The organism is Arachnia propionica (assembly GCF_037055325.1).
In the GTDB taxonomy this organism is placed as follows: domain Bacteria; phylum Actinomycetota; class Actinomycetes; order Propionibacteriales; family Propionibacteriaceae; genus Arachnia.
In genome coordinates, this window is sequence record NZ_CP146373.1 from 2,506,651 (window position 1) to 2,525,527 (window position 18,877).

Sequence of the window (18,877 nt, forward strand, 5' to 3'; positions counted from 1 at the left end):
TTCGGCACATCTCACACGGACCAACCAAGCCTCTTTCTCGCGAGAAGGACAGTGACTTTCGATGGCACCACTAAAGCGGAGCTTTAAACTTTTGACAACCATCCACTTCTATCGCCAAACTTCTAATATGACCGTACCGCTCAGGGCGCTGGACACCAGCACCAGACCGCAAAACCAAAGGAAGACCATGTCGAGGATTGAACAGATCCAGCAGCACCTACAAAGGCTCGTCGCTCTCACCCCTGACCTCGAGGGAGCACTTCTCGTCACCCTCGACGGCCTGCCCATCGCATCGGCCCTCGCAGGAGGCACGGACGAGGACCGCGTCGCCGCCATGGGCGCGGCCGCACTGGCCACCGGCACCCGCACCGTCAGCGAGCTGAAACGAGGAGAGCTGGAACAGGTTCTCGTAAAGGGCAGCGATGGCTACATCGTCCACATCGCGGCCGGCCCCGAGGCAGTCCTGATCGGTATCTCGAACGGCTACGCGAAACTCGGCATGATCCTCTTCGAAATGAAGGCGACTGCCAAGGACCTCGCTCGCGAACTCGCATGAAAACCCTGGGGGACATGACCTGTCCGGGACGGGCCATGCGCTGGACCTACTACGACGGCAGCAGTCGTCAGGTGGTGGTCACCGATGTGGAAACCCGCTTCCCGACGGGCGAATTGATCGTGTCGCAAACCGACCGGGACGGGGTGATCACGACGTGCAACGAAGCGTTCGTGATCATGTCGGGTTTCCCCAAGGAAGAACTCATCGGAGCACCCCACTCGATCCTGCGTCACCCAGACATGCCCAAAGCCGCGTACGCGGACCTGTGGTCCACCGTCCAGCAGGGAAAACGTTGGAGCGGATACGTGAAAAATCTCCGAGCCGACGGTGGCTACTACTGGGTTTATGCCACTGTGATTCCGAAGGTACGGGGCGGCGAGATCGTCGGCCACACCTCGGTGCGACGCGAACCATCACGGGACAAGGTGTCCGAAATGGAAAAGCTGTACGCAGAAATGGTGAAGGCAGAGGGTCGCTGAAATGACGTTGCAGTTCGCCATCAGTCCCGATGTGAACATTCAGAATGTCACGGACTGGTTCATTTTCAACACCAAGCTGCAGCGGATCACCGGAGAGGCCTTTCACCCGACCGCCTACACGGATTTCGCCGACCTTCACTCAGCCTTTGAAGAAAACAGGGCTGACCTCGTATATGCAAATGCAGCGGATACGGCATACCTGGTCCGGGAAAAAGGATACCTTCCCGTTGCCTGGGCCAGTGGGACGGCGAAGGAAGCCACGGTGGTGGTGTCGGCCGACAGCGAAATCCAGAAGGTCACGGATCTGACCTCCCCGCTGACCGCAGCGGCCACCGACGCCCCGGACGTCGAGAGGATCTGTCGCATTCTCCTGGAACCCGCAGACCTCGCATACCCGGATATCGAGGTCTCCCTCAGGCCGAATCCCGTGCTCGTCGCGAAAGCGGTCATGCAGGGGCAGGTGTCGGTCGGGTTCTTCCCGCAGAACGCCTACGACGAGCTGTCATCGATGGTCAAGATGCAGCTCCGGGAACTGATTCGCAGCCGAATCTACGTGGTGCGCAGCAGCCTTCTCGCCAGTCCCGGCATCGCGCATCTCGTGGAGCCGATCTGGAAGGGTCTGGAGCAGTTGAGCACCGATCCCGCCACCAAGGATCTGCTCACCGCGTTGGGTGCCCCGCAGGGCTGGGAGCGCCTGGAAAGGGAGGACACCGAATTCATGATTGACCTCATGGATGCGCTGGCCCAGGAAGGTTCCCCGAGCCGGTAGAAATAGGCAGGAACCGCACCGAAAATCCACGTGCTGCGCCTCGGGAATCCGAGGCGCAGCATCGTCGATACCGATATTGCAGCTCCGAGCACATCTCCCGGAGCTTTCCCGTGCTGCACAGCACTCACCCGCCTTGTCCTCCTTTTCAGGACCGCTTCAGGGTGACTATTGCGCCCCAGGTTTCCGACCGGGCGCAAACGAGGCGCGGCGACAATCGGAATGCCTCACACGTGTGTTCAACCTGCGAGAGCCGTTGCCCGCGCACTTTCACGTGGCAGGGTATGTGGTATCGCCGTCCCCATCGAAGCAATGAGGCCCAGGAGAAGACCATGTCTCAGCACTTCCACCGTCATCCGAACCTGTTTGTCGCCGCGGCGCTGACCGGAGGTTTACTGGTCGGCTGCAATCCGCCGCTCGCGCCGGTTCCACCTGTCACGACGCCCACGTCGATGCCGGCATCCGAGTCACCAAGTCCTAGCCCATCACCAACCTTGACTCCCAGCCCTGCCCGAAAGCCGATTCAGATTCCCGGCGCCCATCCAGGGGCCGGTGGGCCACTTCCCGACAATGCAACCCCAGCCACCGCCGTCCATCAGGATGTGGCGACGATCATCAACCCAGCGGAGAACATCGGCTGTGACTTCTCCGAGCAACACTCGTACGTTGGTTGCGGAATCGATAATTACGTCACAGACATGCCCTATGGTCGCGATCACGCAGGACCGAAGTGGTGGGTGGAGATGTCAACGAGCGATTCTCCCGGCCTGGAGGAACCCGCGATCACATCCAAGAACAAGACCCCCGCTTTCCAGAGACCAGAAACTCCCCCGCAAGTGGTGCCGTACGGCACCGTCGTCTACCACGGCGACTACACGTGCGCATCCGAACTGGCGGGCATGACCTGTTGGAACACGACCACCGGCCACGGCGCATTCATGAGCAGCATGAGCACAACGACGTTCTAGTGGCGTGGCGTTTAAATAGCTTTACGGTTTGGTGGGGCAATGGGGCATGGCGAACAAACCAGCCCCGGCCCTGCCGCTTCGTGACGGTGACCAAGCGATACTTGAGAAGGTGGTGCGTTCAAGCGCCACAACCGCAGGGGCAGCGCAGCGGGCGAGGATCGTGTTGCTGGCCTCCCAGGGAGTCGCGAATGCGTTGATCTCTGAGTTGGTGGGGGTGTCTCGACCGACGGTGAATCTGTGGCGGGGCCGCTACCTGGAACACGGTCTGGAGGGGCTGGTTGACATCCCACGTCCAGACTGATCGAAGGTGGTTGATGATGCAGCGATCATCACCGCAACGCCCAGGCCTTCCCCCTGAAGCGTCTGGGGGTGACTCACTGGTCGAGTCGACTGCTGGCTCCCCGCCTGGGGGTGCACAAGTCCACGGTCACCAAGGCCTGGAAGAAGTACAGGGGTCCGGCCATGGAAGGCCGACACGTTCACGTTCTCCACCGACCCGGAACTGGAGGCCAAGGTCACCGACATTGTAGGCCTGCATCTGAACCCGCCGGCCAACGCGATCGTGTTGTGCGTCGATGAGAAGTCCCAGATCCAGGCGTTGAACCGCACCCAGAAAGTGCTTGTGATGCAACCTGGCCACAACGAGCCAGGCAGCCACGACTACGTCCGCCATGGCACCACCACCTTGTTCGCCGCCCTGGAAATCGCCACCGGGAAGGTGACCGGGCTCTGCAAGGACCGGCACCGCCACCAAGAGTTCCTCGGTTTCCTCAAGCATGTGGCCCGTGCCTACCCGGAAGCTGGAACTACACCTGGTGATGGACAACTACGCCGCGCACAAGCGAGTCGAGGTCCGCAACTGGCTTACAGCAAACCCACGCATCAAGGTCCACTTCACCCCGACGTCGGGGTCATGGTTGAACCTGGTCGAGGTCTGGTTCGGCATCATCGAACGCCAGGCCATCCGAGGTGGTACCTTCGTCTCAGTCCGCGAGTTGATCGGCAAGATCCGCGAATTCATCAACAGCTGGAACAACCGGAAACACCCGTTCATCTGGACCAAAACCCCAGACGAAATCCTCGCCAAAATCAACCGCAAACGTAAACTCACCTCAACGCCACGCCACTAGGTGTGATGTCAAGGTAGGTCGGTCGGGTCGGTGCGATGATTCTGTTTGAGGTGTGGATTGGGGAAGGTCTCCCGTGGTGGAGTGGGTTTGTCTGGGAACCGGCGCCACAACGTAGAGGGCTTCCGGTCTCCCACACCACCGCTGTCTCCACGCCCCGGATTCGAAGGTCCCCGACAGCGGAGGCCTTCGCCCCGTCGGACGCCGACAAGGGGTGGTAGCCCCGACCTGGAACAGGGCCGCCAGGCGCGCCCGCCGCTTATCGACCACAAACCAGCGACAAGATCGAAAGATTCCGCTGCGCTCTCACCGAGGGCTGGGCGTTGAAGAAGTCCTATGGCCGTCAGAAGCCGGCCGCCTCGCAGCCCTGCCCGGTTGGGTCCACACCCACAATCACCACAGGCCCCACTCCGCGATCACAAAAGCCACACCCATCACCAGGCCGAGGCTTATTCACAGGCGGCGTGTCACCAGTGAAACTCCTAGTCGGAGAACACTTGAGGATGAATATGAATAAGCTTGGCTGAACAACCTCACTGGGCATCACCCCTGACCAACCTCAAGGCCGCCGAGTCCGAAGGCGTCCGTCCCTCAGCGATCTCACAGCGCCTCAACGACAACACCCTGCGCCCCTGACCGACGTCGTCGCACAATCATAGCCCTGATTCGATGAAACCGGACATTGAAAATATAACCGGACACATTCTGCGATCGCGACCACGCGACAAGGGTCCGAAACCCACAGAGAACTGACCAAAGGTAAACTCCCGTAGTCAGAGCCATTTAGACCGATCCAAACCCCTGGTCGCGTCTCACAGTGGGGAATTTTTCACCTTTCCGCCCAGCGTCACGCCATCCGGACTATGCTTCCCAGCGACGCTGGTTCGTCACTGGCGACCCGAAAACAAAGTGGTATTCCGGCCCCCTATCGCTGTACCCGCTTCCGTCCAACTCGAAAACAAGGAGTCGCGATGTCCAACAGCGCACAAGCCTCCGCCAAGGCGAGTTCGCTCGTCATTCGCAGCGCCATTGTCGCCGCCGTTGGCGGCCTGATCTTCGGTTTCGACACCGCCGTCATCTCTGGAGCCAACGCCGCGCTCAAAGTCCAGTTCAACCTCGACGACGGGGGCCTGGGCGCCACCGTCGCCATCGCCACCGTCGGCACCATCATCGGCGCGCTGCTCGGCGGCCGCTCCGCAGACCACTTCGGCCGCCGCAAGCTACTGTTCTTCATCGGCATCCTGTACGTGCTCGGCGCCCTCGGAACGGCTCTGGCACCCAGCCATCTGGTGCTCATGATCTTCCGATTCGTCGGCGGCGTCGGCGTCGGCCTGTCGTCAGTGTGCGCGCCGATCTACACCGCGGAGATCGCCCCGGCGAGGGTCCGCGGTCGCCTCGTCGGCCTCGTCCAGTTCAACATCGTCCTCGGCATCCTCGTGGCCTATCTGTCGAACTACATCGTCGCTCAGATCGTCCACGACCCGCAGATCGCGTGGCGTTGGATGCTCGGCGTGATGGTCGTCCCGTCGGTGCTGTTCCTCGTGTTCCTGATAGCTGTTCCCGAAACGCCACGCTGGCTCATGGCCAAAGGCCACGAGGAGAAAGCGATCGCCATCAGCCGTCGCCTCTGCAACACCGTCGAGGAGTCCGACGAGCAGATCCAGGAGATCCGCGACCAGCTCGCCGCCGCCGGGTCGCAGGCCACCTTGAGCCAGTTCTTCACGCGCCGCTACTTCAAGGTCATCGCCTTGGCGTTCTTCATCGCCATGTTCAACCAGCTCTCCGGCATCAACGCGATCCTGTACTACGCCCCCGAGGTCATGAAACAAGCGGGCGCCGACGACAACGCGGCCCTGCTCATGTCCGTCGGCGTCGGCCTGATGAACCTGGTCGCGACAATGGCCGCTTTGACCGTCATCGACCGCATCGGTCGTCGTTCCCTCATGATCGCCGGCTCCATCGGCTACCTGGTCTCGATGGGTTTCCTGACCGCTGTCATGTTCATGTTCCAAGGTCACTTCAACTCGACCTCGTCGACACTGGTGCTGATCGGCCTCCTGGTGTTCATAGCGGCGCATGCCTTCGGTCAAGGGTCGGTGATCTGGGTGTTCATCTCCGAGATCTTCCCGACGCGCGTGCGCGGCCTCGGTCAGTCCCTCGGTTCGCTGACCCACTGGATGTTCGCCGCGATCACGACCTACGCGTTCCCGCCGATCATCGGTGCTTGGGGTGGCGGCTGGGCGTTCTCCATCTTCCTGGTCTGCATGTTCGGTCAACTCGTCTGGGTGCTGACTAAGATGCCGGAAACCAAGGGCATCCCACTCGAGGAGATGGAAGACAAACTCGGCCTCAACAAGTAGCCGACCGACAAGGAGGTCTCCATGACTCAACCCAAGCCCGTCCTCTGCCTCGGCGAGGCGCTCATCGACGTCGTCATCCGCGACGACACCATGAGTGAGCACGTCGGCGGCAGCCCCCTCAATGTCGCCTGCGTCATCACCAGCCTTGGCCGGCCCGCCCTGATCGGGGCCTGGTGGGGGCGCGACGACCACGGCAAGCTGATCGAGGACTACGCCGCCGACCACGGCGTCGGGGTCGTGCCCGGCAGCGACGGAGCCGCCAAGACATCGCTCGCGTACGCCAGCCTCAACGATGCCGGCAGCGCCGAGTACGAGTTCGACCTGTCGTGGGAGGTACCGCCGCTGCCCGCCCCGGAGGCGATCGCCCACCTCCACACCGGCAGCCTCGCCGCGACCCTTGAGCCCGGCGGCACCCAGGTCCTGGAGGCGGCCCGCGCAATGTCTCAGGTCGGCACCGTCTCCTACGACCCCAACGCTCGTCCAGCGATCATGGAGTCCCCCGACAAGTCGCGCGGCCGCGTCGAGGAGCTCGTTGCGCTGGCCGATGTTGTCAAGGTCTCCGACGAGGACCTCGAGTGGCTCTACGGCAAAAGCACCCCCGTCGAGGAGGTCATGCGGCAGTGGTTGAAGCTCGGTCCGAGCCTGGTCATCGTCACCCGCGGCCCGTGGGGCATCTACGTCAAGCTCGCCTCCGCGCGCGACATGCTGGTGATCGACCCTCTCACCACTGACGTCGTCGACACCGTCGGCGCCGGCGACTCGTTCATGGGGGGCCTCATCTCGGGCCTGCTCGACGCCGACCTGCTCGGTAGCCGTGAGGCCAAGGTCCGGCTCCGGTCCGCAGGTTGGGACGACGTCATGCCGGCGCTGCACCGGGCGACGATCACGTCGGGCCTGACGGTCCAGCGCGCGGGTGCCTACGCACCGACCCATGAGGAGGTCGCTGCGGTCAAGGCCAAGGACCTGCGTCTGGCCTGACCCAGCGTCGACGGCGGGATCAGTCCTCGTCTTTCTCGGACTGGACGATCTCGCCGTCGGCGTTATTCTTTGCCCACTTCTTGCGGCCCCGCTGCACGATCAGCTGATCAGCGGGCTTGATCACCGACGGGGCCCTGCCGTCGTAGTCGTGGATGTCGAGGAACAGGCGCAGGGCGTGGAGGAACTCGTCGTGCAGCACCAGGTCGTCCAGCGACGCCCGGCTCGCCTCAAGACCGGTCCGGTGCCGAGCAGCGCCACGCTCGGAGCCCTCCACCACGACGTGCATGGCTACCGCCGCGCGGCCTTGATGAGGCCGGTCAGGTCGCCTGGGTTGATCAGCTCCGCCACCACTTCGGACAGGGGAAGGTCGGCGCTGATCTGAGCTTCTACCTCGGCGATCTCGGAGAGCTGGTTGGCGACCGTGGCGTCGCTGGTCACCTGCAGTACCAGAACTTCCCCTGGGCGAATGCCTTCGTCGTCGAGCAGCTCCGGGGAGTGGGTCGAGAGGATCACCTGCATGCTGGTCCCGCGCTGGGCCATCGCCAGCAGCGAGGCCAGCTTCTGCACGACAGCCGCGTTGAGCGAGAGTTCCGGCTCTTCCAGGAGCAGCACTCCGCCGTTGGCAGGAGAGCTGATGATGGTCCACAGGAGTCCGATCAGGCGCAAGGTACCGTCAGAGAAGTCGGTTTCGTTCTGCTCCGACGGATTCCTGCGCCAGTTACGGTATCCGGCAATCAGGTGTGGCTGTCCCGCCTTGTCCACCTCCAGCCGCAGCGTTTCGAATCCTGGAACCGCCGACTGCAGGGCACGCTCGATGCGCCGGAACCACGCCTGTCTGGTGCGGACCGGCGTCGCGTTCATGTCCGCGATCATGGAACTGCCGAATGCTCGAGGGCTCGCCCCGCCCGTTTGGGGGTAACGGATCATCTGGGGCACCAAGTGGAAGTAATTGACCTTGGCGAAGTACTCGGCGATGGGCCGGAACTCCTGGTTGGCGGAGATCTGTTCCAGATGCGTCTGGGTGAGCTGATCTGGGTCCCGGTCATCGTTGGCGTCCGGGCGGGACAGCAACTCCCTGCCGTTGCGGGTGACGATCTCGCGAACGACGATGGGGTGGTTGTGGCCGCCCTTCTTCCCCTTGATCGCCAACTCGTAGCGCCATTCATCTTCCCCGTCGCGCAGATCAACCATGATGGCGAGTTCGCCCTTGTGGTTGTTTCGGGCGAACAGGCAACGTGCCCTTGACAAGCCACCGCGCGATTCAAGGGCCGCCGCCAAACCACCGCCTTTCCGGGATATATCACCCAGGAAGCGGAAGAGATCAAGCAGATTCGACTTACCCGCTGCATTTGGTCCGACAATCAGCAGGCGATCCGCCACTGCGACGTCGAGGTTCTTGAAATTGCGCCAGTTGTGGGCAGTGACATGGGTGATCTGCATGGTTCAGTCCTTCCAGTGCACGTATCGTCTCATTGACTGCTCCCGACTCCTCACGGAACCTTTGCCTGGGAAGTAGTGACTGTGACACGCTATCTGAAGGGATGTGCTGTGCCACAGCAGCTCGATGACCTCTGCTGCTGGAGCATCATGTGGTTCAGGGTCGAGCTACATCCAGTAGCGCACCAGGTGGGGGCACCAGGTCCCGTTGAAGAAGGATCCGCGAGCGAGGGCCCTCCGCCGCGGCCATCCGGTGGCAGCCCGGGACGCGCACAACCACCCTGCACAGTGGCGCCGAATCCACATCGCTTTCTCTTCGCCGTGGGAGGATTTCCTCATGCATCCCGTCGACCCATTGATCCTGGACGAATCACCCGAGCGGGCCGGGGCCATCGCCGTCATCGACGCCCCGGGGCTCGTCACGACCGCCCTGGAACGCAGCAGCGACGTGCGGGTGTGGTGCGACGACCTGCGTGACGCGCAGGTCGTGTCCGAGATCAATCCCGGCCTGCTCGTCTCCCATCCGGGTGAGCTGCGCGGAGTGGATCTGGTGTGGGGGCATCTGCCGAAGTCCCTGGCCGCCCTGGACGAGCACTGCGCCAGCGTCCAGGGAGCCCCAGACGTGATGTTCCTCAGCGGGGCAAGGGTCAAGCACATGAACCGCTCCATGAACCAGGTGCTGGCCCGCCACTTCACAGCCGTCAACGCCAGCCTCGGACGTTGCAAGTGCCGCGTGCTGCGGGCCTGGGGACCGAACCAGCTCGAAACCGAATGGCCCAAGACCCGCAACCACCCCGATCTCGACCTGGCCCTCGTCGCCCACGGCGCCACCTTCAACGGCAACCGGATCGACGACGGCACCCGGCTCCTTCTGGAGCACCTGGATCCTAAGGAGGGGACCGCGCTGGATCTGGGGTGCGGCAACGGGGTGATCGCCGCTGTCCTGGCCCGCCGGGGACTCGAGACGACCGCGATCGACGTCTCCTGGTCGGCGGTGGCCTCCACCCGCGCCACCGCTCAGGCCAATGGTCTCGACATCGACGTCCGCTGGGCCGATGGCCTATCCGGTTTCCCCGACCACAGCTTTGACGTGATCGCCACCAATCCCCCGTTCCACCAAGGGCACGCGAAGGAGTCGGAACCCACCCTGCGGATGTTCGACGAGGCCGCCCGGGTGCTGCGTCCCGGAGGGCAGCTGTGGTGCGTGTTTAACTCCCATCTGCCGTGGCGCAGGGAGCTCACCGTCCGGGTGGGTCGGACCAGGGTCGTAGCCCAAGACCGGAACTATCAACTGACGTTTACACACCTGTGACCTGCCCACAGGAAGCACGCACGCACCACACAGGTAACACACAGATTCCCGGAGTTTTCTATCTCCTGTAGCCAACGAAGCGAACAGGAGAGCCTCATGACGAACCAGGAGAACAACCACCCGGCCCACAACACCCAGGAGGGTCTGCCCGGGAATCCCTTCCGGAACGCAGCCGGCTCCCACCAGTCCGTTTCGCGGCCCGGCCAGGCCAATTCTCAAGCCGACCAGACCAGCCCCCCGTCCGGTCAGGCGGCCTCCGGGTCCGAGCAGCCCGGCCAAGGCACCCCCACCTTCCAGCCCGCGACCACCCCCATGTCCCAAGGTCCTCACGCTCCCCAGCCCATTCAAGGCCCCCACATGGCCCACACCCCCCAGGCGACCCACGGACCTGCCCCCACCACACCCCCACTCCCCTCCGGCGTGAGCCACACGGCAGGCCCCTACTCCGCCTCGGCTCCGGTGGAGGCGCAGACCGCGACGAAGAAACCCCGGAAGGCCCGGAAAACCTTGGCGGCCTTCGTGGCCGTCGCCCTGCTGTCGGCCGGGGTGGGTGGGGGCAGCGCGATCGTCGCGAACCACTACCTGGGGGGCAACCAACCCAGCGCCATCTCGACGGCCACCACCACCCAGGTGGCACAACCCTCCGAGAACAGCCCCGACTGGACCGCGACGGCGGCCGCCATCAAGAACGCCGTGGTGGCGATCAAGGTGGAGGGCAGCAACAAGCAAGGGCAGGGTTCCGGTGTGATCATCGACGCCCAGGGCCACATCGTGACCAACAATCACGTGGTCTCCGGCGCGGGACAGGGAGCCAAACTCAGCGTCACGATCGGCGACAAGACCTACTCGGCCAAGGTCGTCGGTACCGATCCCTCCACCGACCTGGCGGTGCTGAAACTCGAGAACCCGCCGTCGAACCTGACGGTCGCGTCTTGGGGGGATTCCTCCAAGCTCAAAGTGGGGCAACCGGTGATGGCGGTCGGCAACCCGCTGGGGTTGTCCGACACGGTGACCACCGGCATCGTCTCCGCCCTGAACCGGCCCGTCACGACCCAGGCCGTCACCGACAACAACGATCTCGACAACAACATCAACAGCCAACAGGACAGCGACGTGGTGGTCACCTCCGCCATCCAGACCAACGCCGCCATCAACCCCGGCAACTCCGGTGGCGCGCTGGTGGATTCGTCCGGTGCACTGGTGGGCATCACGTCCTCCATCGCATCACTGACCTCCAACGGCTCGTCCTCCGGCCAGTCCGGCAACATCGGGATCGGTTTCGCGATCCCGTCTGCCCAGGTCAAATCCGTGGTGGAGCAGCTCATCGCCAACGGCACCGTCAAGCACCCGCAGCTGGGCATCCGGGCCAGCAACGGCACCTCCGGCACCCAACTCGGCGCCCAGGTGGAGGACATCACCCAGGGTTCGGCAGCCGCACAGGCGGGGCTGCAGAAGGGTGATCTCATCACAGCGATCGACGGCACCCCCGTGGTCGGCTCCGAATCCCTCGTGGCGCAGGTGCGCAGCCACGAGGTGGGGAAGGAGGTGACCCTGAGTGTGCTTCGAGGCAGCGAAACCCTTGAACTGAAAGTGACTCTTGGAGCTGCAAACTGAGAGGTCTTCCGACAATCGCTGCCGATCCGGCGCCGTGGTCTCCCGTCCCACTCGGGAAGGCCGCGGCGCCGGCCAGCTTTTCCCGGTGACGTGACCGACGCATCCGCAACATGGCCTAGGCTCGTCGCATGACTACCGCGCTGGGGCACCTTGTCGTGGAGGGGCTGGGATCGATTCGACGCGTCGAATTGGACCTGAGCACCGACGTCACGGTGTTCATCGGGGCCAACGGATCGGGCAAGTCGAATCTCGTCAGTGCCCTGGAGTTGGTGTCGCGCATCTGGGATGACTCCTTCCAGGAGTACCTGCGCCGCCGCGGGGGCGTGGACAATCTCCTCTTCGAGGATGAGCAGACCCGGACGGATCGCATCCTCATCACCCTCATGTCCGGGTTCGATGAGCGGGACACTCGGAATGGTTACCGGGTGGAGCTCAGCCCCGACGAGGTGACCGGTTCGGGTCTGGCAGAGCTGCACGAATGGTTGCTCTTCCAGGCGGGACACGAGCGGCACCGCCCTTACGAGGAGAACCTGGGTTTCGGTTCCCGGAGCCGGGTTCGTGACATCACCGAGTCGGCGGGCTCCGGGAAGTTGCAGAAGTTCGCCAGGTATGTGCGTCCCATCCTGGAGGGTTGTCGCGTTTTTCACTTCGACGACGTCTCTGGTAACGCACCCGTGAAAGGATGGTCGACGGTCGGTGACGACCTGACCCTGCGTTCCGATGCAGAGAACATCGCCGCCTATCTCCACAGGGTCAGCCGGGAACACCCCGGGCACTACAGACGGATCGTGGCGGCCATCCGGCGCGTCACTCCTTTCTTCGACGACTTCGTTCTCCAACCCGATCCCTCGGAACGAATCCGGCTGCGTTGGAAGCAGCGGGGTCTGGACCGCACCTTCCTGGCACGTGAAGCCAGCGGTGGCACGCTGCGTTTCATCTGCCTGGCCACCCTGCTGCTAGGACCGGATCTTCCCGCGACGGTGGTCCTGGACGAGCCCGAGCTCGGGCTTCACCCGGCAGCGATCGACCTGCTCGCAGAGATGGCCCGTGTCGCGGGACGCAACGGCCACAGGGTCCTCCTGGCCACCCAGTCGGTGCCACTGGTGTCACACTTCGACCTGGGCGAGATCGTCGTCCTCGACAGAGTCGACGGCGCCACGGAGGCCTCACGCCCCGATGAGGCGTTCCTCACGGCTTTCCTGGAGAACTACTCCACGGGCAACCTGTGGGAGATGAATCTCCTCGGGGGACGCCCCACGAAAGAGGGGTGAATCCCGTGTAACAGGTCTTCATCCTCGTCGAGGGCCAGACGGAGGAGGTCATCGTCAATGACGTACTCGCCCCGTCTGCCCGGGCCCGTGGTTTCGCGCTCACGCCTACCGTGGTCATCACCTCGGCCACTCCCACCGGCGTTCATCGCGGAGGCGGGGGGTGGAGGCAGTACGACATCAGGCTCCGCAGCCTGCTCGGGGCGAGCCACGCCCACCGGGTCGGCCTCCTCATTGACTACTACCAGTATCCTCAGGGAGCTCCGGGATACGGAACCGAGGGAAGCGACACCCAGCGTCAACGGGATCTCATGCACGCCCTGCGCACCCACTACCCTGATTCCCGGTTCCGTCCTCTCGTCGTGCTGCACGAGATCGAGGCACTCGTTCTGGCGGCCATCGACGCTGGGAAGGGCGACGATCTGCTTCCCGCCAAGGGGCTCGCAGGTCTTCGGCGCGACATCACCCGGGCCGGCGGGCCCGAGCAGGTCGACCACGGCCCTGCCACCTCGCCATCGAAGCGGCTCAGGAAGGCGGACCCGAACTACATCAAGACCGTCACCGGCCCTCTGCTGATCGCCGAAGCGGGGCTCGGCCCGGTCCTGAACCGCTGCCCCACGTTCGCGGACTGGTGGCAGGATCTGCTGTCCTGACCCTGAAAACCGGTTGAGCCGGGTCGTGGGGCTCGGTTCAACCGGCTTTGGGTTGAAACGACCCGTCGCGCTGTGATTCGGATACCCTCGACGCCATGCGCGCCCGTTTGATCGCCCTGAACCCGGAGCCCGTCGACCTGCCCTTCGACGCTGCCTGGCAGCCGCGGCCCTTCGGTCACGTCGCCCACACCGTCGTCGAAACCGACGATCCGGAGCAGCTGCGTCTGCGACTCCTGGAGGTCGCTTCGGGCGGGGTGGTCACGGGTCCCCTCGCCGAGGAGCCGGCGCGTCTGGTGATGATGGATGTGGATTCCACCTTGACCACGACGGAGGCCATCGACCTGCTGGCGGAGCACACCGGCACCGGGGAGCTCGTCGCCTCGATCACGGAACGGGCGATGCGCGGTGAGTTGGATTTCGCGGAGTCGCTGCGGGAGAGGGTCGCGACGTTGCGGGGACTGCCGGTGCGGGTTTTCGACGAGGTCCTGCCCCGCATCACCTTGTCACCGGGCGCGCGGGAGCTCGTCGCCGCTCTGCACGGGGCCGGGGTGAGGGTGGGGGTCACCTCGGGCGGGTTCACTGCGCTCGTGGCTCCCCTGGCCGAGGAGTTGGGCCTTGATTTCTTCAACGCCAACGAGTTGGAGATCCGCGACAAGACGCTCACGGGCCGGGTGATTGGAACGGTGGTGGATCGCGACCAGAAGGCCCGCGATCTCACCCGGTTCGCCGCGACGGCGCAGGTGCCGTTGGAGCATGCGGTGGCGGTGGGTGACGGCGCCAACGATCTGGGGATGCTCGCCGCGGCTGGGCTCGGTGTGGCTTACCGGGCGAAGCCGGTGGCTGCTGCCCGGGCCGATGCGGTGATCGCCTTTCCCCGGCTCGACGCGGTGACGGCCTTGGCCCTGCCGTGAAGAGCACTGCGGGCAAGGTGGCACCTGGCTGGGCTGCCCTCTGGCAAAGCCGATACGCTTGCTGTGCATCCAAGTGCAGGTTTTCCAAGGAGGGAATATGTCAGGTCGGATTCACAACGAGGGTTTCCGCTCCAAGTTGATGTCCGCTGAGGACGCAGCCGCTCTGGTTGAGAACGGCTGGAACATCGGTTTCTCGGGCTTCACCGGGGCCGGGTACCCCAAGGAGTTCCCCAAGGCCCTCGCCGCGCGCATCGATGCCGCGCACGAGAAGGGGGAGGAATTCCGCATCGGCATGTGGACCGGGGCCTCGACAGCACCTGAGCTCGATGGTGCGCTGGCCCGCACGGGTGGCGTCGCGTTCCGTGCGCCCTACCAGTCCGATCCCGAGATGCGCACCGCGATCAACAAGGGCATCACGAATTACTGCGACATCCATCTCTCGCACATGGGGATGCAGGTGTCGCAGGGCTTCCTGGGTCCGCTGCACCTCGCCGTCGTCGAGGCCACCGCGATCACCGAGGACGGCGACATCGTGCCCTCCTCCTCGGTCGGTCTGAACCGCACCTATCTCGAACAGGCCGACAAGGTCATCATCGAGGTCAACTCGTGGCAGTCCGAGGACCTGTTCGGCATGCACGACATCTACTACCCCATCGGTGTCCTGCCTCCGAACCGTGGTGCGCTTCCCATCACCAGCACGGGCGACCGGATCGGTGACAAGGTGCTCAAGGTGGACGCCGACAAGGTGGTGGCGGTCGTCGAAACCAATGCCGCGGACCGCAACACACCGTTCAAGCCCCTCGACGACGATTCCCGGGCGATCGCGGGCTACCTGCTGGACTTCCTGACCAACGAGGTCAAGCACGGCAGGCTGCCCGAGAATCTGCTGCCGTTGCAGTCGGGTGTGGGCAACATCGCCAACGCGGTGCTTGCGGGTCTGCTGGAGGGTCCGTTCGAGAACCTCACCTCCTACACCGAGGTGATCCAGGACGGCATGGTCGACCTGATCGATGCCGGGAAGGTCACCGTCGCTTCTGGTACCGCTTTCTCGCTGTCCCCGGAGGCCGCGGAGCGGATGAACGAGAAGGCCGGGTTCTACCGCGACCACATCATCCTGCGCCCGATGGATGTCTCCAACCATCCCGAGGTGATCCGCCGCATGGGTGTCATCGCCTGCAACGGCATGATCGAGGCCGACATCTACGGCAACGTGAACTCCACCCACGTCATGGGTTCGCGCATGATGAACGGCATCGGTGGTTCCGGTGATTTCACCCGCAACGGCTACTTCTCCTCGTTCGTGACCCCGTCGACGGCGAAGGGCGGCGCGATCTCCGCGATCGTCCCGATGGTCAGCCACGTCGACCACACCGAACACGACGTGGACGTCATCATCACCGAGCAGGGACTCGCGGATCTGCGTGGCCTGGCCCCACGTCAGCGCGCCCAGGCGATCATCGAGAACTGCGCCCACCCGGACTTCAGGGAGCCGCTGCGCGAGTACGTGAAGCTGGCGGCGACGAAGGCCAACGGCCAGCAGACCCCGCACGACCTGGCGACGGCCCTCAACTGGCACGTGCGTTTCCTGGAGACCGGCTCCATGAAGTGACGCCCCGATCCTGAACGCCACAGATTCCTCGTCCCTCTCGTGCATGAAGCGCAGCGGAAAACCGGTTCAACGTCATGTGACGACGTCGAGCCGTCGAATCCCTACGGCTCACGCACGAGGGGGACGGATGTGATGGCGGGGACGGTAATTCGCACACGGAGCAGCGCAATTCGTGCGCGGGATGATTGGGTTCAGGTTCCCAGCTGGTAGGTGCGGTGCCGTTGCCAGCGACCGGTTCCGGGCGGCGGGCCGCTCCACAGTTCGACGGTGGTGCAGACCTGGCGGATCGGTAGTTTGCTGAGCACCTCGGCCTCCGCCGCCTTCAACTCGGCCAGGGGCGCGCGTTTGCCGATGGTGACGTGCGGTACGGCCCTCTCGGGAACGGCCCCGAAGGCGGGGTATTCGGGGAAGACCTCACGGATCCGGGTGACGAGATTCGTCAACACCGCCGCCTCGCTGGGCACGAGATACACCGAATCCGTGCCGAACCATGCGGTGCTGGTGAAATCGATGTAGAACCGCCCGAACTCGCGCAGCACGTCGATCAGGGCGTCGTCGTCCTCCATCGACAGGTTGGTGGTGAACGGGTACAGCAGGTTGAGATGCGCCGACACCCCGTCGGCGGCTGACGGATCGAGACGCTCACGCAGGGTCTGCAACACCGGTTCCGTGTCCGAACATTTCAGCATCAGCGCTGATTGCCGGCGCACCAGATGAGGTTTACGGGCGGCTTGCATGAAGACATCTTATGTTTCTCACAGCATTTGCGTGGCATTGGGCAGAGGCGAGTCGCGATGCGGGCAGTTCCCGGCTGTCCGCGGGATCGTGGAAGACTTGGGGACCGTGAGCATCCAGGAGTACTGCCGCCAGTTGAACACCGACCTCGTGGCCCTGCGCCGCGAACTCCACCAGATCCCTGAGGTGGGCCTCCACCTGCCCCTGACCCAGGCCAGGATCCTGAAGGCCCTCGAGGGATTGCCGTTGGAGATCACGCTGGGAAGGTCGCTGAGCAGCATCGTCGCGGTGCTGCGCGGCACCGCCCCGGGCGGGGGCGAACGCCCCGTGGTGCTGCTGCGCGGCGACATGGACGCGTTGCCCGTGAAGGAACTGTCGGGCGAACCCTTCGCCTCGACGAACGGAAATATGCACGCCTGCGGCCACGACCTGCACATGTCGCTGCTGGTGGGGGCGGTCAAGGCCCTCGTCGCGCACCGCGACGAACTGGCCGGGGACGTGATCTTCCAGTTCCAGCCGGGCGAGGAAAGCGTCAACGGTTGCCTCCACATGCTGAACGAGGGTCTCCTCGACGTCGCAGGACGGCGCCCCGAGGCCGCCTGGGCCATTCACGTGTGGGCGGGCCTCGATCCCCTCGGCACCTTCTCCACCAAACCCGGCCCGGTGATGGCCAGCACCGACGAAATCAAGGTGCGGGTGGTCGGGCGCGGCGGACACGGTTCCGCCCCACACCTGGCCGCCGATCCGGTCCCCGCGATGGCGGAAATGATCACCGCCACCCACGCCATGGTGACCAGGCGGTTCAGCATCTTCGATCCGGTGGTGGTCAGCGTCGGTCGGGTCCAGGCCGGCACCGCCGCGAACGTGCTTCCGGAAGAGGCCTTCTTCGACGCCACGATGCGCACCTTCTCCGATGCCTCCCGGACGCGCCTGAAGCAGCTGTGGCCGGAGCTGCTGGAGGGCATCGCCCGCGCCCACGGCGTCGGGGTGGAGATCGAGGTGGTGGAACAGTACCCCGTCACCGTCAACGACGACGATGCCGCCGATCACGTCGCCGACGTGGTCCAGGAGCTGTTCGGCGAACACCGGCACGTCCGCTGGAGCGAACCACTGGCCGCGGCCGAGGACTTCTCCCGCATCCTGGAGACCGCGCCCGGCTGCTTCATCGGGTTGTCGGCCTGCCTGCCGGAGCTGGATCCGGCCACAGCCCCGATGAATCACTCCGCCTACTGCCGGTTCGACGACTCGGTGGTCGTCGACGGTGCCGCCCTGCTGGCCGAACTGGCCCACAGGCACCTCGCGCCCTCCGCCCAGTAGTCTGGTCGGTGATGACCACCCAGCCGACACCTCCCACACCCGCCCCACATCCCCCGGCGGGTCCCGCTCCTCAGGACGCCACGGTTTCCCGCCGGGTCACGGGCGATCCCCGCCCCCATGGAGCCGCTACCGCCGCCCCACCCGCCCCGAAGGAGATCGCGACGCTGCCGCCACTACCGGTGCTGCGTCAGGACGTGCCGCTGTCGGAGCGCACAGGAGAACCCCCGCGTCCGTGGAGCGTGCTGGTGGGCTTGGTGCTGTTCTGTCTGGCCGCCGCCGCCGTGACCGGGGTCTACGCGCGTCACTGGTGGCTCGCCGTGTTTCCCACCACGTATCCGTCGTCGGCTCATCTGGTCCAGTGGGTGGCCCCCGACCCCGGGAAGTGGTTGTCGCTGACCCTGGAGGGGGTGCTGGCGCTCGTCCTGGTGCTGGTCGCGGGCGCCTGCGCCGTCGCCGGCTACCAGGCGTGGATCGGCTGGAACTGGGCGCGGATCATCTCGATCACGGCGCTGGCCCTGACGGGGGTCGCGGTTCTGCTGTTCGACCTGTGGGCCCTGGTCGCGGTCGTCCTGGCCCTGCTCGGCACGGTGTGCGTGTTCCTGCCCGAGACGACCCGCTACTTCCGGTATTTCGAGGCCCATCGGGCGAAGCGGGAGGAAACCTACCGGAACCCGACGAGCATCTTCTACGGTCGCCTGCCGCGCTTCCGCTAGCAGCGGAGGGATCACGACGAGGAACCGGTCACAGTGAAGCCGGTTGAGTCGGGTCGCACCACAAGCAGACCGCC

17 protein-coding genes and 2 pseudogenes are annotated in these 18,877 nt (G+C 64.6%); 16 read left to right on the forward strand and 3 right to left on the reverse strand.

Features of this window, described 5'->3' with window-relative positions; all coding sequences use genetic code 11:
- Positions 1-187 precede the first annotated feature (187 nt).
- The 8 genes and pseudogenes from V7R84_RS11585 (at position 188) to V7R84_RS11620 (ending at position 7,234) form a co-directional block, all read left to right on the forward strand.
- The gene (locus V7R84_RS11585) at positions 188-556 is read left to right on the forward strand and encodes a roadblock/LC7 domain-containing protein (RefSeq protein WP_130873251.1); all 369 of its coding nucleotides are present in this window, start codon (positions 188-190) and stop codon (positions 554-556) included.
- Positions 557-570: 14 nt separating this feature from the next.
- Entirely contained in the window at positions 571-1,035 is a 465-nt protein-coding gene (locus tag V7R84_RS11590; protein WP_338569176.1) for a PAS domain-containing protein, read from the forward strand.
- Position 1,036: 1 nt separating this feature from the next.
- A complete protein-coding gene (locus V7R84_RS11595) occupies positions 1,037-1,804 on the forward strand; it encodes a PhnD/SsuA/transferrin family substrate-binding protein (protein WP_338569179.1) in 768 nt (255 codons plus the stop codon).
- A 329-nt stretch (positions 1,805-2,133) separates the two neighbouring features.
- On the forward strand, positions 2,134-2,769 hold the full coding sequence (locus tag V7R84_RS11600) for a hypothetical protein (protein WP_338569181.1): 636 nt from the start codon (positions 2,134-2,136) through the stop codon (positions 2,767-2,769).
- Between the two features lie 46 nt (positions 2,770-2,815).
- Positions 2,816-3,899, forward strand: a pseudogene (locus V7R84_RS11605) (IS630 family transposase).
- A gap of 257 nt (positions 3,900-4,156) precedes the next feature.
- Positions 4,157-4,413: pseudogene (locus tag V7R84_RS11610) on the forward strand (integrase core domain-containing protein); the annotation flags it as partial.
- A gap of 454 nt (positions 4,414-4,867) precedes the next feature.
- A complete protein-coding gene (locus V7R84_RS11615; protein ID WP_338569184.1) occupies positions 4,868-6,256 on the forward strand; it encodes a sugar porter family MFS transporter in 1,389 nt (462 codons plus the stop codon).
- 21 nt (positions 6,257-6,277) lie between these two features.
- Entirely contained in the window at positions 6,278-7,234 is a 957-nt protein-coding gene (locus tag V7R84_RS11620) for a carbohydrate kinase (protein ID WP_338569187.1), read from the forward strand.
- Positions 7,235-7,253: 19 nt separating this feature from the next.
- Here the strand turns inward: V7R84_RS11620 and V7R84_RS11625 are convergent, their stop codons facing one another.
- Positions 7,254-7,520 carry a hypothetical protein gene (locus V7R84_RS11625; RefSeq protein WP_338569190.1) on the reverse strand — a complete coding sequence of 89 codons (267 nt, stop codon included), beginning with the start codon at positions 7,518-7,520 and terminating at the stop codon, positions 7,254-7,256.
- Positions 7,521-7,522: 2 nt separating this feature from the next.
- The gene (locus V7R84_RS11630; protein WP_338569193.1) at positions 7,523-8,674 is read right to left on the reverse strand and encodes an AAA family ATPase; all 1,152 of its coding nucleotides are present in this window, start codon (positions 8,672-8,674) and stop codon (positions 7,523-7,525) included.
- Between the two features lie 334 nt (positions 8,675-9,008).
- Here V7R84_RS11630 and V7R84_RS11635 point away from each other — a divergent pair, with 334 nt between their 5' ends.
- The 6 genes from V7R84_RS11635 (at position 9,009) to V7R84_RS11660 (ending at position 16,038) form a co-directional block, all read left to right on the forward strand.
- Entirely contained in the window at positions 9,009-9,983 is a 975-nt protein-coding gene (locus V7R84_RS11635; RefSeq protein WP_338569195.1) for a class I SAM-dependent methyltransferase, read from the forward strand.
- A gap of 96 nt (positions 9,984-10,079) precedes the next feature.
- Entirely contained in the window at positions 10,080-11,597 is a 1,518-nt protein-coding gene (locus V7R84_RS11640) for a trypsin-like peptidase domain-containing protein (protein WP_338569197.1), read from the forward strand.
- 128 nt (positions 11,598-11,725) lie between these two features.
- Positions 11,726-12,868, forward strand: a complete 1,143-nt coding sequence (locus tag V7R84_RS11645; protein ID WP_338569199.1) for an AAA family ATPase — start codon at positions 11,726-11,728, stop codon at positions 12,866-12,868.
- 20 nt (positions 12,869-12,888) lie between these two features.
- Positions 12,889-13,518, forward strand: coding sequence for a DUF4276 family protein (locus tag V7R84_RS11650; RefSeq protein WP_338573902.1), 630 nt, complete (start codon positions 12,889-12,891; stop codon positions 13,516-13,518).
- A gap of 95 nt (positions 13,519-13,613) precedes the next feature.
- Positions 13,614-14,429 (forward strand): phosphoserine phosphatase SerB, encoded by an 816-nt coding sequence (serB, locus tag V7R84_RS11655; protein WP_338569201.1) that lies wholly within the window; start codon positions 13,614-13,616, stop codon positions 14,427-14,429.
- Between the two features lie 97 nt (positions 14,430-14,526).
- On the forward strand, positions 14,527-16,038 hold the full coding sequence (locus V7R84_RS11660; RefSeq protein ID WP_338569203.1) for an acetyl-CoA hydrolase/transferase family protein: 1,512 nt from the start codon (positions 14,527-14,529) through the stop codon (positions 16,036-16,038).
- A 191-nt stretch (positions 16,039-16,229) separates the two neighbouring features.
- Here V7R84_RS11660 and V7R84_RS11665 read toward each other — a convergent pair whose 3' ends face one another.
- A complete protein-coding gene (locus V7R84_RS11665) occupies positions 16,230-16,775 on the reverse strand; it encodes a 2'-5' RNA ligase family protein (protein ID WP_338569205.1) in 546 nt (181 codons plus the stop codon).
- Between the two features lie 106 nt (positions 16,776-16,881).
- On the opposite strand from V7R84_RS11665, the gene V7R84_RS11670 reads away from it, so the two are divergent.
- Complete coding sequence (locus V7R84_RS11670; protein ID WP_338569206.1) at positions 16,882-18,090, forward strand: M20 family metallopeptidase; 1,209 nt, start codon at positions 16,882-16,884, stop codon at positions 18,088-18,090.
- 11 nt (positions 18,091-18,101) lie between these two features.
- Entirely contained in the window at positions 18,102-18,803 is a 702-nt protein-coding gene (locus V7R84_RS11675; RefSeq protein ID WP_338569207.1) for a hypothetical protein, read from the forward strand.
- The last annotated feature ends 74 nt before the right edge of the window (positions 18,804-18,877 follow it).